This window comes from Geothrix campi, from assembly GCF_024609265.1.
Taxonomy (GTDB): Bacteria; Acidobacteriota; Holophagae; order Holophagales; family Holophagaceae; genus Geothrix; species Geothrix campi.
In genome coordinates, this window is the sequence record NZ_JANHMP010000001.1 from 1,863,468 (window position 1) to 1,883,858 (window position 20,391).

34 protein-coding genes and 1 pseudogene are annotated in these 20,391 nt (G+C 64.6%); 2 read left to right on the forward strand and 33 right to left on the reverse strand.

The genetic code is table 11. The features are described 5' to 3' along the window. Positions 1-6: 6 nt before the first annotated feature. The 32 genes from rpsD to NOV65_RS08805 form a co-directional block, all read right to left on the reverse strand. A complete protein-coding gene (rpsD, locus tag NOV65_RS08650; RefSeq protein ID WP_257305866.1) occupies positions 7-639 on the reverse strand; it encodes a 30S ribosomal protein S4 in 633 nt (210 codons plus the stop codon). A gap of 15 nt (positions 640-654) precedes the next feature. Continuing rightward, positions 655-1,062, reverse strand: coding sequence for a 30S ribosomal protein S11 (gene rpsK, locus NOV65_RS08655; protein ID WP_243303191.1), 408 nt, complete (start codon positions 1,060-1,062; stop codon positions 655-657). A gap of 12 nt (positions 1,063-1,074) precedes the next feature. Then, positions 1,075-1,443, reverse strand: coding sequence for a 30S ribosomal protein S13 (gene rpsM, locus NOV65_RS08660; protein WP_257305869.1), 369 nt, complete (start codon positions 1,441-1,443; stop codon positions 1,075-1,077). A 9-nt stretch (positions 1,444-1,452) separates the two neighbouring features. Next, positions 1,453-1,569, reverse strand: a complete 117-nt coding sequence (rpmJ, locus tag NOV65_RS08665; RefSeq protein ID WP_243288424.1) for a 50S ribosomal protein L36 — start codon at positions 1,567-1,569, stop codon at positions 1,453-1,455. Positions 1,570-1,582: 13 nt separating this feature from the next. Further along, positions 1,583-1,801 carry a translation initiation factor IF-1 gene (gene infA / locus NOV65_RS08670; RefSeq protein ID WP_026852734.1) on the reverse strand — a complete coding sequence of 73 codons (219 nt, stop codon included), beginning with the start codon at positions 1,799-1,801 and terminating at the stop codon, positions 1,583-1,585. After that, entirely contained in the window at positions 1,798-2,457 is a 660-nt protein-coding gene (locus NOV65_RS08675) for an adenylate kinase (protein WP_257305873.1), read from the reverse strand. Before NOV65_RS08675 ends, infA begins: the two co-directional genes overlap by 4 nt. Then, the gene (gene secY, locus NOV65_RS08680; RefSeq protein WP_257305876.1) at positions 2,454-3,809 is read right to left on the reverse strand and encodes a preprotein translocase subunit SecY; all 1,356 of its coding nucleotides are present in this window, start codon (positions 3,807-3,809) and stop codon (positions 2,454-2,456) included. Before secY ends, NOV65_RS08675 begins: the two co-directional genes overlap by 4 nt. A gap of 6 nt (positions 3,810-3,815) precedes the next feature. Continuing rightward, a complete protein-coding gene (gene rplO, locus NOV65_RS08685) occupies positions 3,816-4,277 on the reverse strand; it encodes a 50S ribosomal protein L15 (protein ID WP_257305878.1) in 462 nt (153 codons plus the stop codon). A 3-nt stretch (positions 4,278-4,280) separates the two neighbouring features. Then, the gene (rpmD, locus tag NOV65_RS08690) at positions 4,281-4,478 is read right to left on the reverse strand and encodes a 50S ribosomal protein L30 (protein ID WP_243288428.1); all 198 of its coding nucleotides are present in this window, start codon (positions 4,476-4,478) and stop codon (positions 4,281-4,283) included. 1 nt (position 4,479) lies between these two features. Next, entirely contained in the window at positions 4,480-5,004 is a 525-nt protein-coding gene (gene rpsE, locus NOV65_RS08695; protein ID WP_257305880.1) for a 30S ribosomal protein S5, read from the reverse strand. A gap of 9 nt (positions 5,005-5,013) precedes the next feature. After that, positions 5,014-5,376, reverse strand: coding sequence for a 50S ribosomal protein L18 (gene rplR, locus NOV65_RS08700; RefSeq protein ID WP_257305886.1), 363 nt, complete (start codon positions 5,374-5,376; stop codon positions 5,014-5,016). Between the two features lie 9 nt (positions 5,377-5,385). Further along, a complete protein-coding gene (gene rplF / locus NOV65_RS08705; RefSeq protein ID WP_257305888.1) occupies positions 5,386-5,922 on the reverse strand; it encodes a 50S ribosomal protein L6 in 537 nt (178 codons plus the stop codon). Between the two features lie 48 nt (positions 5,923-5,970). Beyond that, positions 5,971-6,366 (reverse strand): 30S ribosomal protein S8, encoded by a 396-nt coding sequence (gene rpsH / locus NOV65_RS08710; protein ID WP_257305890.1) that lies wholly within the window; start codon positions 6,364-6,366, stop codon positions 5,971-5,973. Positions 6,367-6,378: 12 nt separating this feature from the next. After that, on the reverse strand, positions 6,379-6,564 hold the full coding sequence (locus NOV65_RS08715) for a type Z 30S ribosomal protein S14 (RefSeq protein ID WP_257305892.1): 186 nt from the start codon (positions 6,562-6,564) through the stop codon (positions 6,379-6,381). A gap of 17 nt (positions 6,565-6,581) precedes the next feature. After that, positions 6,582-7,145, reverse strand: a complete 564-nt coding sequence (gene rplE / locus NOV65_RS08720) for a 50S ribosomal protein L5 (RefSeq protein ID WP_257305893.1) — start codon at positions 7,143-7,145, stop codon at positions 6,582-6,584. A 188-nt stretch (positions 7,146-7,333) separates the two neighbouring features. Further along, entirely contained in the window at positions 7,334-7,591 is a 258-nt protein-coding gene (rplX, locus tag NOV65_RS08725) for a 50S ribosomal protein L24 (protein ID WP_420843192.1), read from the reverse strand. Between the two features lie 20 nt (positions 7,592-7,611). After that, entirely contained in the window at positions 7,612-7,980 is a 369-nt protein-coding gene (rplN, locus tag NOV65_RS08730; RefSeq protein WP_257305896.1) for a 50S ribosomal protein L14, read from the reverse strand. Positions 7,981-7,989: 9 nt separating this feature from the next. Then, positions 7,990-8,247, reverse strand: coding sequence for a 30S ribosomal protein S17 (rpsQ, locus tag NOV65_RS08735; protein ID WP_257305898.1), 258 nt, complete (start codon positions 8,245-8,247; stop codon positions 7,990-7,992). A gap of 8 nt (positions 8,248-8,255) precedes the next feature. Next, positions 8,256-8,456 (reverse strand): 50S ribosomal protein L29, encoded by a 201-nt coding sequence (gene rpmC / locus NOV65_RS08740; protein WP_026852748.1) that lies wholly within the window; start codon positions 8,454-8,456, stop codon positions 8,256-8,258. A 5-nt stretch (positions 8,457-8,461) separates the two neighbouring features. Further along, on the reverse strand, positions 8,462-8,881 hold the full coding sequence (gene rplP / locus NOV65_RS08745) for a 50S ribosomal protein L16 (RefSeq protein ID WP_243303178.1): 420 nt from the start codon (positions 8,879-8,881) through the stop codon (positions 8,462-8,464). Positions 8,882-8,890: 9 nt separating this feature from the next. Then, complete coding sequence (rpsC, locus tag NOV65_RS08750) at positions 8,891-9,538, reverse strand: 30S ribosomal protein S3 (RefSeq protein WP_257305901.1); 648 nt, start codon at positions 9,536-9,538, stop codon at positions 8,891-8,893. Between the two features lie 2 nt (positions 9,539-9,540). Beyond that, the gene (gene rplV / locus NOV65_RS08755) at positions 9,541-9,897 is read right to left on the reverse strand and encodes a 50S ribosomal protein L22 (protein ID WP_257305903.1); all 357 of its coding nucleotides are present in this window, start codon (positions 9,895-9,897) and stop codon (positions 9,541-9,543) included. Positions 9,898-9,899: 2 nt separating this feature from the next. Then, on the reverse strand, positions 9,900-10,184 hold the full coding sequence (gene rpsS, locus NOV65_RS08760; RefSeq protein ID WP_257305905.1) for a 30S ribosomal protein S19: 285 nt from the start codon (positions 10,182-10,184) through the stop codon (positions 9,900-9,902). A gap of 11 nt (positions 10,185-10,195) precedes the next feature. Continuing rightward, complete coding sequence (rplB, locus tag NOV65_RS08765; RefSeq protein WP_257305907.1) at positions 10,196-11,017, reverse strand: 50S ribosomal protein L2; 822 nt, start codon at positions 11,015-11,017, stop codon at positions 10,196-10,198. Positions 11,018-11,093: 76 nt separating this feature from the next. Further along, a complete protein-coding gene (locus tag NOV65_RS08770; protein WP_257305908.1) occupies positions 11,094-11,369 on the reverse strand; it encodes a 50S ribosomal protein L23 in 276 nt (91 codons plus the stop codon). Next, a complete protein-coding gene (rplD, locus tag NOV65_RS08775; RefSeq protein WP_257305910.1) occupies positions 11,366-12,001 on the reverse strand; it encodes a 50S ribosomal protein L4 in 636 nt (211 codons plus the stop codon). The genes NOV65_RS08770 and rplD overlap by 4 nt, the downstream gene beginning before the upstream one ends. A 1-nt stretch (position 12,002) precedes the next feature. After that, positions 12,003-12,629: a 50S ribosomal protein L3 gene (gene rplC / locus NOV65_RS08780; protein WP_257305912.1), complete on the reverse strand. Its 627-nt coding sequence runs from the start codon at positions 12,627-12,629 to the stop codon at positions 12,003-12,005. Positions 12,630-12,643: 14 nt separating this feature from the next. Continuing rightward, positions 12,644-12,970: a 30S ribosomal protein S10 gene (gene rpsJ / locus NOV65_RS08785; protein ID WP_043483643.1), complete on the reverse strand. Its 327-nt coding sequence runs from the start codon at positions 12,968-12,970 to the stop codon at positions 12,644-12,646. 353 nt (positions 12,971-13,323) lie between these two features. Next, positions 13,324-15,432: an elongation factor G gene (gene fusA / locus NOV65_RS08790; protein WP_257305916.1), complete on the reverse strand. Its 2,109-nt coding sequence runs from the start codon at positions 15,430-15,432 to the stop codon at positions 13,324-13,326. A 105-nt stretch (positions 15,433-15,537) separates the two neighbouring features. Beyond that, positions 15,538-16,008, reverse strand: a complete 471-nt coding sequence (rpsG, locus tag NOV65_RS08795; protein WP_243303170.1) for a 30S ribosomal protein S7 — start codon at positions 16,006-16,008, stop codon at positions 15,538-15,540. Between the two features lie 12 nt (positions 16,009-16,020). Next, positions 16,021-16,419 (reverse strand): 30S ribosomal protein S12, encoded by a 399-nt coding sequence (gene rpsL / locus NOV65_RS08800; RefSeq protein WP_243303169.1) that lies wholly within the window; start codon positions 16,417-16,419, stop codon positions 16,021-16,023. 179 nt (positions 16,420-16,598) lie between these two features. Beyond that, on the reverse strand, positions 16,599-16,862 hold the full coding sequence (locus NOV65_RS08805) for an FmdB family zinc ribbon protein (protein WP_257305921.1): 264 nt from the start codon (positions 16,860-16,862) through the stop codon (positions 16,599-16,601). 131 nt (positions 16,863-16,993) lie between these two features. On the opposite strand from NOV65_RS08805, the pseudogene rfaE2 reads away from it, so the two are divergent. Then, positions 16,994-17,416: pseudogene (rfaE2, locus tag NOV65_RS08810) on the forward strand (D-glycero-beta-D-manno-heptose 1-phosphate adenylyltransferase); the annotation flags it as partial. An 83-nt stretch (positions 17,417-17,499) separates the two neighbouring features. Further along, the gene (locus NOV65_RS08815) at positions 17,500-18,075 is read left to right on the forward strand and encodes a porin family protein (protein WP_257305924.1); all 576 of its coding nucleotides are present in this window, start codon (positions 17,500-17,502) and stop codon (positions 18,073-18,075) included. 63 nt (positions 18,076-18,138) lie between these two features. Here the strand turns inward: NOV65_RS08815 and NOV65_RS08820 are convergent, their stop codons facing one another. Beyond that, complete coding sequence (locus NOV65_RS08820; protein ID WP_257305926.1) at positions 18,139-20,298, reverse strand: glutamine synthetase III family protein; 2,160 nt, start codon at positions 20,296-20,298, stop codon at positions 18,139-18,141. Positions 20,299-20,391 lie beyond the last annotated feature (93 nt).

Sequence of the window (20,391 nt, forward strand, 5' to 3'; positions counted from 1 at the left end):
GCCCCCTTACTTGGAATACAGTTCAACGATCAGCTGCTCGTTGATGTCCAGGGTGATGTCCTCGCGGGTCGGCGCGGCAAGCACCTGTCCCTTGAAGGCGGCGGCGTCCAGGGAAAGCCACTTGGGAATGCCACGGCCAGCGGAGGTCTCGACGGAAGACTTGACCCCGTCGTTCTCGCGGGCGCGGCTGCCCAACTCCACCGCCTGGCCAGGCTTCACCTGGAAGGAGGGGATGTCCACCCGCTTGCCGTTGACCAGCACGTGACCGTGCATGACCATCTGACGCGCAGCGGAGCGGCTGGGCGCGAAGCCCAGACGGTAGATCACGTTGTCCAGCCGGCCTTCGAGGAACCCGAGCAGGTTGTGGCCGGTGACGCCCTTCTTGGCGTCGGCCTTCTCGAAGTAGTGGCGGAACTGCTTCTCGAGCACCCCGTAGATGCGCTTCACCTTCTGCTTCTCGCGAAGCTGCAGGGCGTAGCCGGTGGGCTTCTTGATCTTGCCCGCGCCGTGCTGGCCGGGGATCTTGCCCTTGCGGGTCTCGAAGGAGCACTTCTCCTTGAAGCAGCGCTCGCCCTTGAGATAAAGCTTCATGCCCTCGCGGCGGCAGAGGCGGCAAACGGCGTCTGTGTAACGTGCCATGTCTCTCCTCCTCTCTTAAACCCGGCGCCGCTTGGGCGGCCGGCAGCCGTTGTGGGGGATGGGGGTGACGTCGCGGATGCTGGTCACCTGGATGCCGGCGGCATTGAGGGCGCGGATGGCGCTCTCACGGCCCGCACCGGGACCCTTGACGCGGACGTCCACGGAACGGACGCCCTGCTCCTTGGCGGCCTCGGCAGCGATGCCGGCGGCCACCTGGGCTGCGAACGGCGTGCCCTTGCGGGTGCCGCGGAAGTTCTGGTTGCCGCTGGAAGCCCAGCAGAGCATGTTCCCCATCGGATCTGAGATGGAGATGATGGTGTTGTTGAAGGACGCCTGGACGTGGGCCACGCCGTGGGGAACGTTCTTCTTCTCTTTCTTCTTGACCACCTTCTTACCGGCGGTCCGGGTCTGGGTCTTTGCCATGGGCTCCTCGCCTTACTTCTTCTTGCCGGCTACGGTGCGTCGCTTGCCCTTGCGGGTGCGGGCGTTGGTATGCGTGCGCTGACCACGGACGGGCAGGCCCTTCCGGTGGCGCAAGCCGCGGTAGCAGCCGATGTCCATGAGCCGCTTGATGTCGAGGGAGATGTTCTTGCGGAGGTCGCCCTCCACCGTCTCCTCGGCGGTGATGACGCGGCGGATGCGGCCGACCTCGTCCTCGGTCAGATCCCGGACCTTAGTGCCGAAGTCGACCTTCGCGCGGGTCAGGATGCTGTGCGCCTTGGCGCGCCCGATGCCGAAAATGTAGGTGAGCGCGATCTCGATGCGCTTTCCGATGGGCAGATCAATGCCTGAGATGCGTGCCATCGTGTCTCCTTAACCCTGACGCTGCTTGTGCTTGGGGTTCTTCTTGCAGATGATCCGATTGATGCCTTCGCGCCGGACCACTTTGCAGTGCTCGCACAGCTTCTTGATGGAGGGCCGTACTTTCATGGTGTCCTCTCGTTTACTTGAATCGGTAGATGATGCGGCCGCGAGTGAGATCGTAGGGCGTGACCTCTACGAGCACCCGGTCACCGGGAAGGATTCGGATGAAGTTCTTGCGCATCTTCCCGCTGATGTGCGCCAGCACCTGGTGTTTGTTCTCCAGTTCGACCCGGAACACCGCGTTGGGCAAGGCCTCGACCACTGTGGCTTCGAGCTCAATGGCTTCTTCTTTGCTCAAGCGCGTTCTCCGAAGACGTGACGCAACGATTCAAACACCAGCTCCGGCGCGCGATTGCCATCTACGCTCCGGAAGGTCGGCCGATGCTTGTAGAAGCCCAGGAGGGGCTGGAAGGTCGAGTGGAACTCGCCCATCCGGCTCCGGAAGGCTTCAGCGGTATCGTCGGAACGGTGCTTCAGGGGACTTCCGCACACATCGCAGATACCGGCCTGCTTGGAGGGCTTGGATTCCAGATGGTAGATGGCGCCGCAGGCGTTGTTGCTGCAGACGCGCCGGCCCACCACACGGGCTTCCAGCACCTCCTGGGGGACATCGACCAGCACCACGTGACCCACCTTCATGCCCTTGGAGGAGAGGAAGTCTTCCAGGGCCTGAGCTTGCTGAAGGGTGCGTGGGTAGCCGTCGAACAACACGTCAGAGGTCTCGTCCAGCAGCCGCGCGAAGACAAGGCCGTTGACGGTGTCGTCGTCCACCAGTTTTCCCTCGGCCATGATGGCTTTCGCCCTCAGGCCGATCTCCGTCCCTTTCGAAACGGCATCTCTCAGAATGTCACCGGTTGAGAGGTGAGTCAAAGAGAATGTTTCCACCAGACGCTTGGCCTGGGTGCCCTTCCCGGAGCCCGGGGCCCCGAGGAGGATGTTCGCGATCAGACTCATGCGGCCCCTCCGCGAGTGGAGCGACCGCGGATGCGGCCCTTCTCGAGGAAGCCGTCGTAGCGGCGCATGACCAGCAGGCTTTCCAGCTGGGCCGCGCTGTCCATGGCCACGCCCACCACGATCAGCAGGCTGGTGCCGCCGAAGTAGAAGTTGAGGCCCTGGATGTTGTTCGTGATGAGCAGGGGCACCAGGGAGACCAGGGCGAGGTAGATGGCACCCACGAAGGTCAACTTGGACAGGATGCTGTCCATGAAGATGCTGGTTTCCTTGCCGGGCCGGATGCCCGGAATGTAACCCCCGGACCGCTTCATGTTCTCGGCGGTCTCATCGGGATTGAAGACGATGCTGGTGTAGAAGAAGGCGAAGAAGATCACCACGCCCACGAAGACCGGGGTGTAGATCCAGAAGTGGGTCTGCGGGCTGATCATGGCCGAAAGCTTGGCCAGCCACTCCCACCGGGTGAACTGGGCGATGGTGGCCGGGAAGAAGATCACCGAGCTGGCGAAGATGACGGGCATCACGCCGGCGGTATTCAGCTTCAGGGGCATGTAAGAGCTGCGCTGGCTGGACATGCCGGCCGAGTCGGCCCGGCGGGCGTAGTGGATGGGGATGCGCCGGTAGGCGTTCTCCACCAGCACCACGGCCAACAGCACCACGGTCATGGCCCCGATGAGCAGGATGAAGATGCCCGGGGGCGGGACGTTCGGGGCGTTCTTCAGCGACTGGGTGATCATCACCGTGATGGTGGTGAGGGCCTGCGGAAGGCCCGCCACGATGCCCGCGAAGATCAGCAGGCTGATGCCGTTGCCGATGCCGCGCTCCGTGATCTGCTCGCCGATCCACATGACGAAGAGGGTGCCCACGGACAGCGTGAAGGCCGCCAAGAGGCGGAAGGCCGTGGGGGAGATGGCGGTGGTCACGACCTCCAGGCCGGGCGCGTTCTGGCTCTGCGCCAGGGACGCTATGCCCATGCCCTGGATGAAGGCCAGGAACACGGTGAGGTACCGGGTCCACTGGGTGATCTTCTGCCGGCCGGCCTCGCCTTCCTTCTTCTGGAGGTTCTCCAGATAGGGCACTACGGCTCCCATCAACTGCAGCACGATGCTGGCGGTGATGTAGGGGGCGATGCCGAGGGCGAAGACGGAGAACTTCTTGAACGCACCACCGGAGAACAGATCAACGACGTCGAAGAGCCCGCCGCCGCCGCGCTTGAGCGCGGCTGACAGGTTCTCCGCGTTCACCCCGGGCACGCTGACGTGCACTCCCAGGCGGTAGATGGCCAGGAGGATCAGGGTGAAGAGGAGCCGCCTGCGCAGCTCCGGGATTGCGAAGAGGTTCTTGAGGCGGTTCATCGGCCGTTACTCGGCAGACTTTGCGGCGGGCTCCTGGATGGTGCCGCCCTTGGCCAGGATGGCTTCCCGGGCGCCCTTGGTGATGCGATCGGCGACGACGTTCACCTTGGTGGTGAGTTCGCCGCTGGCCAGCACCACGATCTTCTCCACGCGGGAGTTGACCAGCTTCTTCTCGCGGAGCGCCTCAAGCGTGACCGACTCGCCATCCTTGAAGTGGATGGAGATGAGGCTGAGGGTGATCTCCTTGGTCTCGGGAGCGAAGATGTTGGTGAAGCCACGCTTGGGCAGCCGGCGGACGAGGGGCATCTGGCCGCCCTCGAAACCGCGCTTGCTGCGGTAGCCGGACCGGGACTTCTGGCCCTTTTCGCCGCGACCGGAGGTCTTGCCGAGGCCGGAGCCCTTGCCGCGACCCAGACGCTTGCGGGACTTGGTGGCGCCCTCTGCGGGCCGGAGTTCGTTGAGCTTCATGGTCTACCCCTTCACCTGAACGCTGATGAGATGGGGCACGAGCTTGACCATCCCATGGACGTTGGGGGTGTATTCGCATTCGCGGGTGTCGCCGGGGCGCTTGAGACCGAGGGTCTGCATGAAGGCCCGGTGCTTGGGAGTGGTGCAGATGATGGAGCGCTTGAGAGTCAGCACCACCTGCTTGCCGATGAACTGCGACATGTTAAACCTCCGCCTGGTCCAGGCCCCTGTTGGTCAGGACCGTGTAGGGATCCATGAGTTCCTTCAGGCCCTCGAACGTGGCGCGAACCACGTTGTGGGGATTGGAGGAGCCCAGGCTCTTCGTCATCACGTTGTGGACGCCGGCGGCCTCCATGATCGCGCGGACCGCGGCGCCGGCGATGATGCCGGTGCCCTCGGGGGCCGGCTTCAGCAGCACGCTGCCAGAGCCGAAGATGCCGGTCACCGGGTGCGGCAGGCTGCCGTTCGAGGTGACGGGGACCTTGATCATGTTGCGCTTGGCGCTCTCGATGCCCTTCTTGATGGCGGAGGGCACTTCGAGGGCCTTGCCGAGGCCGAAGCCGACCTTGCCATTGCCGTCGCCGACGACCACCAGCGCGGAGAAGGAGAAGTTCTTGCCCCCCTTCACCACCTTGGTGACGCGGCCCACGTAGATGACCTGGTCCTTGAATTCCCCGGCTTCGGAGTTGCGGGTTTCCTTGTTGTCCTTGAGCTCTGCAGTCGCCATGGTCATCCCCTAGAACTGGAGCCCGGCTTCGCGGGCGCTGTCAGCCAGCGCCTTGACGCGGCCGTGGTAAACGTAGCCGTTCCGGTCGAACACCACGGACGTGATGCCCCTCTCCTTCAGGCGGGCAGCGATGCTCGCACCGACGGCCTTCGCGGCCTCGATGTTGGCGCCGTTCTTCAGCGAAGCGCGCAGGTCCTTCTCGAGGCTGCTTGCGGACGCCAGGGTGATGCCCTGGGTGTCGTCCACCGCCTGCACATAGATGCGCTTCAGGCTCTTGTAGATGGTGAGGCGGGGCCGCTCGGGCGTTCCGCTCACACGGCCGCGGATGCGGGCCTTGGTCTTGTCGCGTCGAATGTTGATATCGTTCGCCATGGGTTCCCCTTACTTCCCGGTCTTGCCGGCCTTGCGGCGGATGACTTCGCCGGTGTACATGACACCCTTGCCCTTGTAAGGCTCGGGCTTGCGGAACTTCCGGATGTCAGCGGCGACCTGGCCCACCAGCTGCCGGTCGATGCCGGTCACGACGATGTGGGTGGTCTTCTCGACGGCCATCTGGATGCCCGCGGGGGCCTCGTAGTTGATGGGGTGGCTGTAGCCGAGCTCCAGGTGGAGCTTGGCGCCGTCCATGGCGGCCTTGTAGCCCACGCCGACGATGTCGAGTTCCTTCTTCCAGCCCTCGGTCACGCCGGTGACGGCGTTGCCGAGCAGGGCGCGCGTCAGGCCGTGGTAGGCACGGGTCTGGGCTTCGTCATTGGCGCGGGTGAGATTCACGGAGTCGGCCTGGATGTCGAGCGTGATCCCCGCGGGGATCGGGCAGCTGAGCTTGCCCTTGGCGCCCTCGACGACGGCCTCGGACCCGGTGACTGTGACCTTCACGCCCTTGGGCAGCGTCACGGGCTTCTTTCCGATTCGAGACATGGTTGATTCCTTAGATGAGGGCGGGAAACCCGCCCATTTCAGGATGGGTTACCAGACGTGGGCGAGGATTTCGCCGCCGACGTTCTGCTTCTTGGCGTCCTTGCCCGTCAGGAGACCCTTCGGGGTGGACAGGATGGCGATGCCGAGGCCGCCGTGGACCTCCGGGATCTCCTGCGCGCCGGTGTAGATGCGCAGGCCGGGACGGGACACGCGGCGCAGGCCGTGGATCACGTTCTCCTTATCCTTCACATACTTCAGGTTGACGATGAGATAGACGCGGCTCTCATGCTCGACCTGCTTGAAGGAGTGGATGTAGCCCTCCTGCTTCAGGATGCCGCAGAGGCCGGCCTTGATCTTCGAGGCGGGCACCACCACGGCATCGTGACCGGCCATGATGCCGTTACGAATGCGGGTGAGGTAGTCAGCGATGGGATCGGTATGCATGGTCCCCTCTCCTTACCAGCTGGACTTCTGGACGCCCGGCAGCTCGCCGTTGAGGGCGAACTTGCGGAAGCACAGACGGCAGAGTTCAAACTTGCGCATATAGCCCCGGGGACGGCCGCAGCACTTGCAACGATTGCGGTGCTGGGTCGAGAACTTCGGCTTGCGCGAATCCTTGACGATTTTGGAAATCTTGGCCATCGGTATGATCTCCTTGGCTATTTGCGGAAGGGCATACCGAGGTGGGCGAGCAGGGCTCGCGCTTCGGCGTCGTTGGCAGCGGTGGTCACGAACGTGATGTTCATGCCCTTCATCTTGTCCACACGGGAGTAGTCGATCTCCTGGAAGATCAACTGATCCTTGAGGCCCAGAGTGTAGTTGCCGCGGCCATCGAAGGACTTGGTGGGCACGCCACGGAAGTCACGGACGCGGGGCAGGGACAGGGTCACCAGGCGGTCGAAGAACTCCCACATGCGGGACCCGCGCAGGGTCACCATGCAGGCGATGGGCATGCCGGCGCGCAGCTTGAACTGGGCGACGCTCTTCTTGGCCTTGCGCACGACGGCCTTCTGGCCGGCGATGGCAGTCAGTTCGTCCACGGCGACATCCAGGACCTTGATGTTCTGGATGGCGTCGCCGACGCCCATGTTGATGACGATCTTCTGCAGGCGGGGCACCTGCATGGCGGAAGAGAAAGCAAACTCCTCCTTGAGCTTCGACACCACCTCCTGGTGGTAGCGAGCCTTGACGCGGGGCTCCGCGTGGTCCTGCTTGGCAGTCATGGATTCCTCCATTTCCGTGGGGCGGCTATGCCCCAGGGGTTCGGGAGAGCGGGGGGGCTTGGGAACGGCGGTCCGGCCCGTTTCCCCCCAACCTCAGTTGTCATGGCGCGGAATGCGCCGTGGATCTCCACCCCGCGCACGGGGCAGAATGACCATCCTCCCACGAATGCAGGAGGATGGAAAGCGGTTTACTCGGGGCGCTTGCGGGTGCCCTTGCCAGTCTTGGGATCGAGGATCATGACGTTGGAGGCGTGGATGGAGGCCTCCTTCTCGATGATCCCGCCGCCCTCGCCGGTTTGGGGATTGGGCTTGGTCGCCTTCTTGATCATGTTGATGCCGGCGATAACCACCCGGTTGGTGGCGGGGCTGACCTTGGAGATGGTCCCGGTCTTGCCCTTTTCCTTGCCGGCAATGACGACGACCTGGTCGCCCTTCTTGAGCTTCATCTTGGTGGTGGTGGCTTCCATTACAGCACCTCAGGGGCGAGGGAGACGATCTTCATGTACTTCCGCTCACGCAGCTCGCGGGCCACAGGGCCGAACACGCGGGTGCCGACCGGCTCGCCATCCTTCTTGATGATGACGGCGGCGTTCTCGTCGAAGCGAATGTAGGAGCCGTCCTTGCGGCGGTAGGCCTTGCGCTGGCGGACGATCACGGCCTGGACGACGGCCTTCTTCTTGACCGTGCCGCCCGGGATCGCTTCCTTGACGGAGGCGGTGATCACGTCGCCAAGCTGGGCGATCTTGCCCACACCGCCGCCCAGGGGCAGGATGCAGCAGATCTTCTTGGCGCCGGAGTTGTCGGCAACGATGAGCATGGTTCCCATCTGGATCATGTGAGCTCCTTACTCGCCGGCCTTCTGAACGATCTCGAGGACCATCCAGCGCTTGCGCTTGGAAAGGGGGCGGGTCTCGACGATCTTGACCACGTCGCCGATGCCGCAGGCGTTGGTCTCATCGTGAGCCATGAATTTGGCGGTCTGCTTGACCGTGCGGTGGTAGAGCGGGTGCTGGAACTTGCGCTCCACCTTCACCACCACCGTCTTGTCGGCCTTGTTGGAGACCACGACGCCGTTACGAATCATCTTGTTTTCGAGGCTCATGGGATCTCCTAGGCCAGCTTCGTCGCCAGGGCGGTTTTGACACGGGCGAGCTCACGGCGAGTCTTGCGGATCTCGGCAGTGTTCTCGACCTGGCCCACAGCATGCTGGAAGCGGAGGGTGAAGCGCTTGGCGGCCAGTTCGGCCTCCAGCTGCGCCAGTTCCTCGACGCTCTTGCCGGTCAAATCGGAAAAGGGGTTCTTCTTGGTCATGGCTCTCACTCCTCCGGCGGCGTGCGGCTGACGAACTCGGACGCCACGGACAGCTTCATCTGGGCCAGGCGCAGGGCCTCACGCGCGGTTTCCTCGGTCACCCCTTCCATTTCGAAGAGGATGCGGCCGGGGCGGATCACCGCCACCCAGCCGTCCGGAGCCCCCTTGCCGGAGCCCATGCGGGTTTCCGCGGGCTTCGACGTGGTGGGACGATCGGGGAAGATGCGGATCCAGATCTTGCCGCCGCGCTTGATGTGGCGGGTCATGGCGATACGGGCGGCCTCGATCTCACGGTTCGTGAGCCAGCAGTGCTCGATCGCCTTGAGGCCGTAGTCGCCAAAAGCGAGATCGTTGCCACGGGTGGCGACGCCGCGGGTGCGGCCTTTCTGGGTTTTACGGTTCTTGACCTTCTTGGGCATCAGCATGGATTCACCTCAGCGCTTCACGGTCTCGGCAATCTGGTCGCCCAGATTCACCCAGACCTTGATGCCGATGATCCCGTAGGTCGTATGGGCCTCGGCAAAACCGTAGTCAACGCCCGCGCGGATGGTCTGCAGGGGCATCTGGCCGGAGAGGTAATCCTCGGTCCGGGCGATCTCCGCGCCGTTCAGGCGGCCGGCGACCTTGATCTTGAAGCCCTTGGCGCCGAAGCGGATCGCGGCTTCTTCAGCCTTGCGCATGGCGCGGCGGAAGGCGATGCGACGCTCAAGCTGCTGGGCCACGCCCTCGGCCACGAGCTGCGCGTCGACTTCAGGCTTCTTGATCTCCTGGATGTCCACAGACACGGGGCGGTTCAGACGCTTCTGGAGGTCTTCGCGCAGCTTGTCGATCTCAGCGCCCTTGCGGCCGATGACGATGCCGGGGCGGGCGGTGTAGATGCGGACGGTGACCTTGTCGGCGGCGCGCTCGATATCGATCTTCGAGATCATCGCGTTGAGGCTGTGCAGCTGCTTCTTCAGTTCGCGGCGGAGCTTGATGTCCTCGTGGAGCAGCGTGGCGTAGTCACGCTTGGAGAACCACTTGCTGTGCCAGTTCTTCTGGTAGATGAGGCGGAACCCGTACGGGTGGACCTTCTGACCCATGACTACTCCTCCCCGGCCGCGGACGCGAGCTGGATGGTGATGTGGCAGGTGCGCTTCTGGACCCGGTAGGCGCGGCCCATGGGCGCAGGGCGGACGCGCTTCATGCGGAAGCCCTCGTCCACGAAGGCGCTCTTCACCAGAAGCTCGTCCGGGTTGACGGAAGGATTCTTGTCGATGGCGTTGGCCACGGCGGAATCGAGGAGCTTGCGGATGGGGGCCGCGGCATACTTCTTGGCCTGCGCGAGCACCCACTGGGCCTCGCCGACGTGCTTGCCGCGGATCAAGTCCACCACGAGGCGGGCCTTCTGGGCCGAACCGCGCAGGTGGCGAACGGTGGCGGTGGAAACGATCTCAGCCATCGCTACTTCCCCTTCGCCTTGGAATCGGACTTGCCGGCGTGACCCTTGAACGTGCGGGTCAGCGAGAATTCGCCGAGCTTGTGACCGATCATGTTCTCGGTGACATAAACAGGAATAAACTTGTTGCCGTTGTGCACGGCGAGGGTCAGTCCGATCATCTGCGGGACGACCGTCGACCGGCGGGACCAGGTCTTGATCACGCGCTTGTCGTTGGCCGCCTGGGCGACTTCCACCTTCTTCTGGAGGTGGGCGTCAATGAACGGGCCTTTTTTCAGGGATCGTGCCATTGTCGTGTCTCCTAGTTGATCCGCTTGACGATGAACTTGTCCGTGCGACGGTTGCCACGGGTCTTGTAGCCGCGGGTCGGCTGGCCCCAGGGCGTCACGGGGTGACGGCCACCGGAGGTGCGGCCCTCGCCACCACCGTGCGGGTGGTCGACGGGGTTCATGACCACGCCGCGGACGGTCGGGCGGATGCCCTTCCAGCGGGTGCGGCCGGCCTTGCCGATCTGGATGTTCTCGTGCTGCAGGTTGCCGACGGTGCCGATGGTCGCGTAGCACTCGAGGTGGATCTTGCGGATCTCGCCGGAGGGCATGCGGAGCTGGGCGTAGTCGTCTTCCTTGGCCACAAGCTGGGCGAAGGTGCCGGCGGCGCGGGCGATCTGGCCTCCCTTGCCGGGCTTCATCTCGATGTTGTGCACCGTGTTGCCGACGGGGATGTTCCGCAGGGGCAGCGCGTTGCCCACCAGGATGTCGGCGTTCTTGCCGGCCACCACGGTGCGGCCCACTTCCAGGCCATCGGGGGCCAGGATGTAGCGCTTCTCGCCGTCCGCGTAGACCAGCAGGGCGATGCGGGCGGTGCGGTTGGGATCGTACTCGATAGTGGCCACCTTGGCGGGCACTTCGAGCTTGTTGCGCTTGAAGTCGATGATGCGGTACTGGCGCTTGTGGCCACCGCCGATGTGGCGGGTGGTGATCCGGCCGGTGTTGGAACGACCGCCAGTGCGGTTCTTCTTGGCAATCAGCGAACGTTCAGGGACGTCCGTGGTGATTTCCTCGAAGCCGAACTTGGACATGCCGCGCTGACCGGGGGTCGTGGGCTTGAGCTGCTTGATGCTCATGGTTGTCCTCTTGCCTCAGGGTTGAAAGGGGCGGGCGATAGTGGGCAAAACTTTTCCGTCCGCCATTGAAGTCACCTTATTCGGACGCGGGCGCGCCCTCGGCGAGTTCGACATAGGCCTTCTTGCGGGGGCTGGAAGTCCCCACGAAACGGCCCAGGCGCTTGGTCCGGCTGGGGATCCGCACGGTGCGGATGCCCTTCACCTTGGACTGAAGCAGGAGCTCTACAGCTTCCTTGATCTGGTGCTTGGTGGCCCAGGTGGCCACTTCGAACACCTGGATGTTCTTCTCGCGCAGGATCTGACCCTTCTCGGTGAGGAGGGGCTTGCGGATCACGTCGAAGATCTTGGTCATGGCTTCACCACCTCCTGGAGGGCCAGGACGGCTTCCTTGGAGAAGATCACCTGGTCGTACTTGAGGAGCTCATAGACGTTGACGCCCAGGCTCTCGATCGTCTGCAGCTTCGGGTTGTTGCCCGCGGCCTGGGAGAGCTTCTCGCTGGCCTCGGCACCCACCAGAAGGGCGGAGCCGGTGACGCCGAGCTTGCCCAGCGTCTGGACCAGAGCCTTGGTCTTGTGGGACGCGACGTCCCAGTTCTCGACCACCAGGATCTGGCCGCTGGCCAGCTTGGCGGACAGCGCGTTGCGCAGGGCGGCGCGCCGGGCCTTCTTGGGGAAGGCGTAATCGTAGGAACGGGGGTGCGGACCGTGGGTCGTGCCACCGCCCTTCCACAGCGGGCTGCGGATGGAGCCCACGCGGGCGCGGCCGGTGCCCTTCTGCTTCCAAAGCTTCTTGCCGGAACCACTGACTTCCCACTTGTCCTTGGTCTTGGCGGTGCCGGCGCGGCGCTTGGCCAGGAAGTGGCGGACCGCTTCCCAGATCAGGTGCTCGTTCAGGTCCTCGAGCTTGAACACCTCGGGCAGCAGATCAACGGTGCCGACCTGCTTGTTGTCGAGGTTGACGACGGGGTGCTGGAACGCTGCCATCCTAGGCCTCCTGCTTGATGACGATGTACCCACCCTTGGGGCCGGGGACGGCACCCTTGATGAGCAGCAGGTTGTTCTCGACATCCACCTTGGCGATCTCCAGGTTGCGCACGGTCACCTGGGCATCGCCCATGTGGCCGGCCATGCGCATGCCGGGGAACACGCGGCTGGGGTAGCTGGACTGGCCGATGGAGCCCGGCGCGCGGTGGAACATGGAGCCGTGGGTCGCGCGGCCGCCGGCGAAATGGTGCCGCTTGATGACGCCGGCGAAACCCTTGCCCTTGCTGATGCCGGTGACGTTCACCTTGGTCTTCGCCTCAAAGGCGCTGGCCAGGACGCTGTCGCCGGGCTTGGAGGCGTCAGCCGCGTCCACCCTGATCTCGCGGAGCACGCGAACCGGGGCGACGCCGAGCTTCTCGCAGTGGCCCTTCTCGGCCTTGGAGGCGCGCTTGCCGCCGTTGGGGTCCACGAAGCCGATCTGGACGGCCTCGTAGCCATCCTTGGCGGAGGTCTTGCGCTGCACGATCACGCAGGGGCCGGCCTGGATGACCGTCACGGGGACGATCTGGCCCTGCTCATTGAAGATCTGGGTCATCCCCAGCTTCTTTCCGATGATTCCCTTGGACATGTTTTCTCCCCCCTCTACCGGTTGCCCTGACGGCTGAAGACCTTGATCTCCACGTCGACGCCAGCGGGCAGGTCCAGGCGCATGAGAGTGTCCACGGTGTTCTGAGTCGGGTTCAGGATGTCGAGCAGCCGCTTGTGCGTGCGGATCTCGAACTGGTCCCGGCTCTTCTTGTCCACGTGGGGGGAACGGTTCACGGTGTACTTGTTCGTCCGGGTGGGCAGGGGAATGGGCCCGGCCACCTGGGCGCCCGTGCGCTTGGCGGTGTCCACGATCTCCCGGGTGCTCTGATCGAGCAGACGGTGGTCGAAGGCACGCAAACGGATGCGGATGTTGTCTTTCATGCTCACTCCATTGGGACGGAAACCGTCCATAGACGTGGGGCGCTGACCGCCCATGTAAATCCGTCCCAACGACAGGGACAGGGCTGATCAGCATAACAAAAGCCGCTGGAAATTCAACGGCTATTTGAGAGAACGCACGACCTCCCGGAGGAGGAAGCGGTGGATCAAGAGGCCCGGCAACCTGGCGGTTCGAGTAACGACCTCACCCCGAGAGGGGCTTAAAAAGCAGGTAAAACTAAGACTTGGTTACCGTTGCTGGTGTTGCAGGGCAATGAGGACCGGCTTCGCCGGACCGAGTTGCGGGGGTGCGGGGGTGTGCGCGTAGCGAAGCGGAGCGCGGGACCCCCGCGGTATTACTTGGCGCCCTTGACCTTAGCCACAATCTCTTCGGCCACGTTCCGGGGCGCTTCCTCGTAGTGCGAGAACTGCATGGTGTAGTTGCCGCGACCCTGGGTCATGCCGCGCAGGGTGGTGGAGTAGGCGAACATCTCGGCCAGGGGCACCTTGGCGGTGACCACCTTGACGCCGGCCCGATCCTCCATGTTCTCGATGCGGCCACGGCGGCTGTTCAGGTTGCCGATGACATCGCCCATGTAGTCCTCGGGAACCACGACCTCGACGCCCATGATGGGCTCGAGGATCACGGGGGAGGCCTTCTCGCAGCCCGCCTTGAAGCCCATGGAGCCGGCGATCTTGAACGCCATTTCGTTGGAGTCCACGTCGTGGTAGCTGCCGTCGTAGATGGTGATCTTGATGTCGACGCAGGGATAGCCCGCGAGGACGCCGGACTGCATGGCCTCCTGGATGCCCTGGTCGATGGGCTTGATGTATTCCTTGGGGATCACCCCGCCCTTGATGTCGTTGATGAACTCGTAGCCCTTGCCGGCTTCGTTCGGCTCGACATACATCTTCACGTGACCGTACTGGCCGCGGCCGCCGGACTGACGGACGAACTTGCCTTCGGCGTCCACGCGCTTCCGGATGGTTTCCCGGTAGGCCACCATGGGCTTGCCCACGTTGGCTTCGACCTTGAACTCGCGCATCATGCGATCGACGATGATCTCAAGGTGCAGCTCGCCCATGCCGGCGATGATGGTCTGGTTGGTCTCGGGATCGGACTTGACCTTGAAGGTGGGATCTTCCTGGGCCAGGCGGCTCAGGGCGACGCCCATCTTCTCCTGGTCGGCCTTGGTCTTGGGCTCGATGGCCACCTGGATGACAGGATCCGGGAAGTCCATGGACTCGAGGATCACCGGGTGGTTCTCGTCGCAGATGGTCTGGCCGGTGAGCACATCCTTGAGGCCCACGGCGGCGGCGATGTCGCCCGTGCGGACTTCCTCGATGTCCTCGCGCTTGTTCGCGTGCATCTGCAGCAGACGGCCGATGCGCTCGCGGCGGCCCTTGGCGGCGTTGTAGACGCCCGAGCCCGCGGCGAGGACGCCGGAATACACACGGATGAAGGCCAGCGAACCCACGAAGGGATCCGCCATGATCTTGAAGATGAGGGCCGAGAAGGGCTCCTTGTCCTCAGCCTTGCGCTCGGTCTCGTTGCCATCGGCGTCGACACCCTTGATGGCGGCGATGTCGAGGGGCGAGGGCATGTAGCTCACGACCGCGTCGAGCATGGGCTGGACGCCCTTGTTCTTGAAGGCGGAGCCGCACATCATCGGCGTGAAGACGAGGCTGATGCAGCCCTTGCGGATGCCCGTGCGGATCTCGTCCTCGGACAGCTCTTCGCCGGCGAGGTACTTGTCCATGAGCGAGTCGTCGGTCTCGGCGACCATCTCGATCATCTTCTCGCGCCACTCCTTGGCGGTATCCACCAGCTCCGCGGGAATCTCGCCGTAGATGACCTTGAAACCCTTGTCGCCCTCATCGAAGGTGAGGCCCTTCATGAGCACAAGATCCACCACGCCCCGGAAGTTCTCCTCGGCGCCGATGGGAATCTGGATGGGCATGGGCCGCGCCTTGAGGCGCGTCTTCATCATCTCCACCACGCGGAAGAAGTCCGCGCCGGGGCGATCCATCTTGTTGACGAAGGCCATGCGGGGCACGCCGTACTTGTCAGCCTGGCGCCACACGGTCTCGGACTGGGGCTCGACGCCGCCCACCGCGCAGAACACGGCGCAGGCCCCGTCCAGCACGCGCAGGGAGCGCTCCACCTCGGCCGTGAAGTCCACGTGGCCGGGGGTGTCGATGATGTTGATGCGGTGCTCCACGTCCTTCAGCTGGCCCGTCTGGGGGGTCCAGGCGGCCGTGATGGCGGCGGAAGTGATGGTGATGCCCCGCTCCTGCTCCTGCACCATCCAATCGGTGGTGGCCGCACCTTCATGCACCTCGCCGATCTTGTGGATCTTGCCGGTGTAGTAGAGGATGCGCTCCGTCGTGGTGGTCTTGCCGGCATCGATGTGCGCCATGATGCCGATGTTCCGGTAGCGCTCGAGGGGGGTCTGGCGGGCCACGGCGGCCTCCTGAAAGGGTAAAGACAGAATCGGAATCGGGGGTGCTTCAAAGACCTTCGCGGAAGGAGCCGCCGGGTTGGCGGCTCCTTCCGGTCGGATGGGCTGCTACCAGCGGAAGTGCGCGAAGGCCTTGTTGGCCTCGGCCATCTTGTGGACGTCGTCCTTCTTCTTGATGGCGGCGCCACGGAAGTTCATGGCGTCCAGGATCTCGCCGGCCAGCTTGTCGCGCATGGTGCGCTCGCCGCGGGAGGCGGAGTAGGTCTTGAGCCAGCGCATGGCCAGGGACTGGCGGCGGTTCTGGGGAACCTCCACAGGCACCTGGTAGGTGGCGCCGCCCACGCGGCGGGACTTGACTTCCACCGAGGGCTTGATGTTGTTCAGGGCCTTCTGGAAGGCCTCAAGGGCCTCTTCGCCGGACTTCTTGGCGACGATCTCCAGTGCACCGTAGAGGATGCGCTCGGCGGTGGCCTTCTTGCCGCGCTCCATGAGGATGTTCACGAACTTGGAGACGGTGAGGCTGTTATATACGGGATCCGGGAGGATCTCACGCTTGGCGGGTGCGGAACGACGGGCCATGGCCTACCTCCCCTACTTCTTCTTGGCCGGCGCGGCGCCAGCCTTGGGGCGCTTGGCGCCGTACTTGGAGCGGGACTGGTTGCGGCCCGCGACGCCGGTGGCGTCCAGGGTGCCGCGCACCACGTGATAGCGCACGCCCGGCAGATCCTTCACGCGGCCACCGCGGATGAGCACGATGCTGTGCTCCTGCAGGTTGTGGCCCACGCCCGGGATGTAGGTCGTGCACTCGATGCCGTTGGTGAGGCGCACACGGGCCACCTTGCGAAGCGCGGAGTTCGGCTTCTTCGGGGTGGTGGTGAACACGCGGGTGCACACGCCACGCTTCTGCGGGCAGGCGTCGAGCGCGGGGCTCTTGGTCTTGTTCTGGAACGTCTTCCGCCCAATGCGGATCAACTGATTGATGGTAGGCACACCATCCTCCAAGGAAGGCACCGGGTTTTCCGGGCCTGGGCCCGAGAGGTTCGCCAACACAAAGTCATCGGAGAACGTCGGACGGATGAAATCCTGCGCCGGCCCACGGGGCCGGAACCATCTAGGCTAACGGAAAGGCTTGGAAAGTCAACGCACCAAGCGAAAACAACAGGCCGGCATCACCCGGCCAGGGGGCAGCCGCAACCTCCGGCGGCACAGCCATGGCCGCTCTTGGGGGATTCCGGGGCCGAGGTCGCCGGTTCTGATGCCGCGCTCTTGTACCATCCGCCTCCGGCCAGGGTGAAAGCCGACACAGACACCTGGCGCTTCATGCCCCCATCCGCCCCGCAGGCCGGGCAGGCATGCGTGTCGGGCGCGGACAGGCTCTCCAGCTTCTCCTCCGGCTGGCCGCAAGCTTCACAACGGTATTCGTAGAGGGGCATGGCAGACTTCTCCCGGGACTTCTCCCTGAACCGATCATTTTATCCCGATTCCTGTGATGCCGACACCGACCCGTTTCTTCCAGAGCCCTGAAGCCTTTCTCGCGGCCGTTCCCCGGCCGGGGATCCTCTGCTTCACGAATGGCTGTTTCGACCTGATCCACCCTGGTCATGTGCAGTACCTCGCCGAGGCCCGCGCCCTGGGGGACTTCCTCGTGGTGGGCCTCAACAGCGACGCCTCGGTGGCGCGGCTCAAGGGGCCGAGCCGCCCGCTCCAGGACGAGGCCGCCCGGGCGGCCATCCTGCTGGGTCTCCGTAGCGTGGACGCGGTCATCCGCTTCGACGAGGACACACCACTGGAGCTCATTCGCGTCCTCCAGCCCGACGTGCTGGTGAAAGGCGGCGACTACACCCCCGACACCGTGGTGGGCCGCGAAGTCGTGGAGGGTCGAGGCGGCAAGCTCGTCCTCCTTCCCTTCCTTCCCGGACATAGCACTTCGCGCATCGAGCAGCGGATCCTCAGCGGGCGCGGCGTCACGCTCGAGCCGCGCGGATAGACCGTTCGGATGATCCAGTTGTGACAGTTACCCGCTAGGCTGGGGGCGGCCTCGCTTTGGGGCCCGTTATTGTCGGAGGTTTCATGCGCCATCGCATTGCCCTTTCCCTCGCCCTTCTGGGCTTGCCCCTCGCTGCCCAGGACATCGCCGGTGGTTTGCAGACGGGTCTGTCCCTGCCGGTCGGGGACTTGAAGGACAAGACCGATTTCGGCACCAACCAGTTCTTCGGCGCCCACATCGGCGGCCACCTCGACTTCAACATCACCTCTCACCACCAGGTCCGCGCCCAGCTGACCTACCACAGCCTCCCGGGTTCCGGCTGGGGTGGCCCCGCTGATGTCCAGAACGATTTCAAGATCCTGCAGGTCGGTGCCGACTGGGTCTACAACTTCCAGAGCCCCGACCAGGGCTGGTACACCATTGCCGGCGCCTCCATCAACAGCGTCAAGGACGACTACAGCGGCAACGGCTTCAGCGGCAGCGCCAGCCAGAGCGGCAAATTCGGCGTCCGCGGCGGCGGTGGGTACACCTTCAACAGGATGTTCTCCCTCGAAGGCACGCTGAACCAGGTCTTCGTGGACAAGAACGGCAATGACGGCTTCGGCTTCGACACCGCCACCTGGGCCCAGGTGAGCGCCGTGTTCCGCTTCGGCCGATAGGCTCGGCGACACCCACAAAAAACGGGCCGCGATCGCGGCCCGTTTTTTGTGCCCGCCCAATAGCTAGAGCAGCGGGGACAGGAGCTGCCAGTACTTCGGCAGGGGCCAGAGGTCGGCGTCGCAGGCTTCTTCCAGGTGATCCAGGACTTCGCGCAGAGCGTGCTTGGCCTCGTTGACCTGCTTGCCGAAGGCCTCGGTGCGGGCGTGGTTGTCTTCCACGGCATCGGCGGCCGCCAAGGCATTCTTCATGGCGGAGAGGCGGGCCTGCGCCTCTCCCGCCAGCGTGGCCTGGGCCTGGAGGGCGACCTTCAGGGTCTCGGGCACCGTGATGCCGGCGGCGGCGAGCCTGCCAAGGCTCTTGGCGCGGGCGCCGAGATCGGCGGTGATGGAGGGTAGGATCTGGGTCTCGGCCATCTCGCGCAGGACCTGGGTCTCGATGGCGATGGCCTTCTGGTACTGCTCGTGGCGGATGTGGACGCGGGATTCCAGCTCGCCCTCGGAGAGGATGCCGGGCTTGGAGAACACGGCCCTCGCGGCGGCGCTCTCCCAGATGTGGAGGGCGGCCACGGTGTCCTTGGCGTGGGGGAGGCCGCGGCGCTCGGCCTCGACCTTCCACTCATCCGAATAACCGTTGCCTTCGAAGCGGATGGCCTTGGTCTCGATGATGGCCTGGCGCACCACAGACAGCACCGCGGCCTTGTGCTCCTTGCCGGCCTTGATCTCCGTATCGAGCTTGGCGTTCAGGCCCTCCAGGGCCTCGGCCACGGCGGCGTTGATCACCGTCAGCGGCAGGGCGATGGGCTGGCTGGAGCCCACGGCGCGGAACTCGAACTTGTTCCCTGTGAAGGCGAAGGGGCTGGTCCGGTTGCGGTCCGTGGCGTCCTTCTCGATGCGCGGCAGGTTGCCGATGCCCAGGTCGAGGATGCGCTGGGTGGAGGCGTCGGCCGCGGCGCCCTTTTCGATGGCGTCGAGGATGTGGCTGAGCTGGGCGCCGAGGAAGGCGGACATGATGGCCGGCGGGGCCTCGTTGGCGCCCAGGCGGTGGTCGTTGCCGGCGCTGGCGATGGCGGCGCGGAGCAGGCCGCCGTGGGTGTGGATGGCCTTCAGGGTGGCGCTGAGGAAGTAGAGGAACTGCAGGTTCTCCTCGGGCGTCTGCCCGGGCTCCAGCAGGTTCTGGCCCTCGTCCGTGGCCAGGCTCCAGTTCACGTGCTTGCCGCTGCCGTTGACGCCGGCGAAGGGCTTCTCGTGGAGCAGGATGGCCAGGCCGTGCCGCTCACCCACAGACTTGAGCAGTTCCATGAGCAGCTGGTTGTGGTCGCTGGCGATGTTGGCGGCCTCGTAGATGGGCGCGATCTCGAACTGGTTGGGGGCCACCTCGTTGTGGCGGGTCTTGGCGGGAATGCCCAGCTTGAAGCACTCCAGTTCGACCTCCTGCATGAAGCCGAGGACGCGTTCCTTGATGCTGCCGAAGTAGTGGTCCTCCAGCTCCTGGCCCTTGGGGGGCTTGGCGCCCTGGAGCGTGCGGTTGGCGAACATGAGGTCCGGCCGCTGCTGGGCCAGTTCCAGGTCCACCGCGAAGTATTCCTGCTCGGGACCGCACTGCGCGATGACGGAATCTGTCTTCACGCCGAAGTGGGCCAGGCCCTCGACGGCCTGCCGGGACAGGACGTCCATGGAGCGCAGCAGGGGCACTTTGTGGTCCAGGGCCTCGCCGTGGTACCCAACGAAGGCGGTGGGGATGCAGAGCGTCTTGCCCAGGGGCCCTTCCATGAGGAAGGCCGGGCTGGCGGGATCCCAGGCCGTGTAACCGCGGGCCTCGAAGGTGGCGCGCAGACCGCCGCTGGGGAACGAGCTGGCGTCGGGCTCGCCCTGGATGAGCTGGCCGCCGCTGAAGCGCTCGATGACCTGGCCCGGCTCATCCCAGGAGATGAAGGCATCGTGCTTCTCGGCCGTGGCGCCGGTCATGGGCAGGAACCAGTGGGTGAAGTGGGTGCAGCCCTGCTCCAGGGCCCAATCCTTCATGGCCTGGGCGACACTCTTGGCCACTTCGGGCGACAGGGCCTCGCCGCGCTTGAGCGCCTGGCGGTAGGCCTTGTAGACATCCTTCTGCAACCGGTCGCGCATGGTGCGCTCGCTGAACGTGTTGCAGCCGAAGTACTGGCTGATCTTGAGCTGATCCAGCCGTGAGATGCTGGAAGTGTCTGGCGCCTGCGCCTTGGCCATGTGTCCCCCCTTGGACGTTGAACGATGAATGTAAATAAAAATAAACCGATGTCCGCCCCTCGGGGGCAGCCATCGGATTCCCACATCCAATTG

Bases quoted from the DNA above. Each gene is read 5' to 3' on its own strand.
- rpsD (WP_257305866.1), bottom strand. From the start codon at position 639: ATGGCACGTTACACAGACGCCGTTTGCCGCCTCTGCCGCCGCGAGGGC.
- rpsK (WP_243303191.1), bottom strand. From the start codon at position 1,062: ATGGCAAAGACCCAGACCCGGACCGCCGGTAAGAAGGTGGTCAAGAAG.
- rpsM (WP_257305869.1), bottom strand. From the start codon at position 1,443: ATGGCACGCATCTCAGGCATTGATCTGCCCATCGGAAAGCGCATCGAG.
- rpmJ (WP_243288424.1), bottom strand. From the start codon at position 1,569: ATGAAAGTACGGCCCTCCATCAAGAAGCTGTGCGAGCACTGCAAAGTG.
- NOV65_RS08675 (WP_257305873.1), bottom strand. From the start codon at position 2,457: ATGAGTCTGATCGCGAACATCCTCCTCGGGGCCCCGGGCTCCGGGAAG.
- secY (WP_257305876.1), bottom strand. From the start codon at position 3,809: ATGAACCGCCTCAAGAACCTCTTCGCAATCCCGGAGCTGCGCAGGCGG.
- rplO (WP_257305878.1), bottom strand. From the start codon at position 4,277: ATGAAGCTCAACGAACTCCGGCCCGCAGAGGGCGCCACCAAGTCCCGC.
- rpmD (WP_243288428.1), bottom strand. From the start codon at position 4,478: ATGTCGCAGTTCATCGGCAAGCAGGTGGTGCTGACTCTCAAGCGCTCC.
- rpsE (WP_257305880.1), bottom strand. From the start codon at position 5,004: ATGGCGACTGCAGAGCTCAAGGACAACAAGGAAACCCGCAACTCCGAA.
- rplR (WP_257305886.1), bottom strand. From the start codon at position 5,376: ATGGCGAACGATATCAACATTCGACGCGACAAGACCAAGGCCCGCATC.
- rplF (WP_257305888.1), bottom strand. From the start codon at position 5,922: ATGTCTCGAATCGGAAAGAAGCCCGTGACGCTGCCCAAGGGCGTGAAG.
- rpsH (WP_257305890.1), bottom strand. From the start codon at position 6,366: ATGCATACCGATCCCATCGCTGACTACCTCACCCGCATTCGTAACGGC.
- NOV65_RS08715 (WP_257305892.1), bottom strand. From the start codon at position 6,564: ATGGCCAAGATTTCCAAAATCGTCAAGGATTCGCGCAAGCCGAAGTTC.
- rplE (WP_257305893.1), bottom strand. From the start codon at position 7,145: ATGACTGCCAAGCAGGACCACGCGGAGCCCCGCGTCAAGGCTCGCTAC.
- rplX (WP_420843192.1), bottom strand. From the start codon at position 7,591: ATGAAGCTCAAGAAGGGCGACCAGGTCGTCGTCATTGCCGGCAAGGAA.
- rplN (WP_257305896.1), bottom strand. From the start codon at position 7,980: ATGATCCAGATGGGAACCATGCTCATCGTTGCCGACAACTCCGGCGCC.
- rpsQ (WP_257305898.1), bottom strand. From the start codon at position 8,247: ATGAGCCTCGAAAACAAGATGATTCGTAACGGCGTCGTGGTCTCCAAC.
- rpmC (WP_026852748.1), bottom strand. From the start codon at position 8,456: ATGACCAAGAAGAACCCCTTTTCCGATTTGACCGGCAAGAGCGTCGAG.
- rplP (WP_243303178.1), bottom strand. From the start codon at position 8,881: ATGCTGATGCCCAAGAAGGTCAAGAACCGTAAAACCCAGAAAGGCCGC.
- rpsC (WP_257305901.1), bottom strand. From the start codon at position 9,538: ATGGGTCAGAAGGTCCACCCGTACGGGTTCCGCCTCATCTACCAGAAG.
- rplV (WP_257305903.1), bottom strand. From the start codon at position 9,897: ATGGCTGAGATCGTTTCCACCGCCACCGTTCGCCACCTGCGCGGTTCG.
- rpsS (WP_257305905.1), bottom strand. From the start codon at position 10,184: ATGGCACGATCCCTGAAAAAAGGCCCGTTCATTGACGCCCACCTCCAG.
- rplB (WP_257305907.1), bottom strand. From the start codon at position 11,017: ATGAGCATCAAGCAGCTCAAGCCCACGACCCCCGGTCAGCGCGGCATG.
- NOV65_RS08770 (WP_257305908.1), bottom strand. From the start codon at position 11,369: ATGACCAAGATCTTCGACGTGATCCGCAAGCCCCTCCTCACCGAGAAG.
- rplD (WP_257305910.1), bottom strand. From the start codon at position 12,001: ATGGCAGCGTTCCAGCACCCCGTCGTCAACCTCGACAACAAGCAGGTC.
- rplC (WP_257305912.1), bottom strand. From the start codon at position 12,629: ATGTCCAAGGGAATCATCGGAAAGAAGCTGGGGATGACCCAGATCTTC.
- rpsJ (WP_043483643.1), bottom strand. From the start codon at position 12,970: ATGAAAGACAACATCCGCATCCGTTTGCGTGCCTTCGACCACCGTCTG.
- rpsG (WP_243303170.1), bottom strand. From the start codon at position 16,008: ATGGCCCGTCGTTCCGCACCCGCCAAGCGTGAGATCCTCCCGGATCCC.
- NOV65_RS08805 (WP_257305921.1), bottom strand. From the start codon at position 16,862: ATGCCCCTCTACGAATACCGTTGTGAAGCTTGCGGCCAGCCGGAGGAG.
- NOV65_RS08815 (WP_257305924.1), top strand. From the start codon at position 17,500: ATGCGCCATCGCATTGCCCTTTCCCTCGCCCTTCTGGGCTTGCCCCTC.
- NOV65_RS08820 (WP_257305926.1), bottom strand. From the start codon at position 20,298: ATGGCCAAGGCGCAGGCGCCAGACACTTCCAGCATCTCACGGCTGGAT.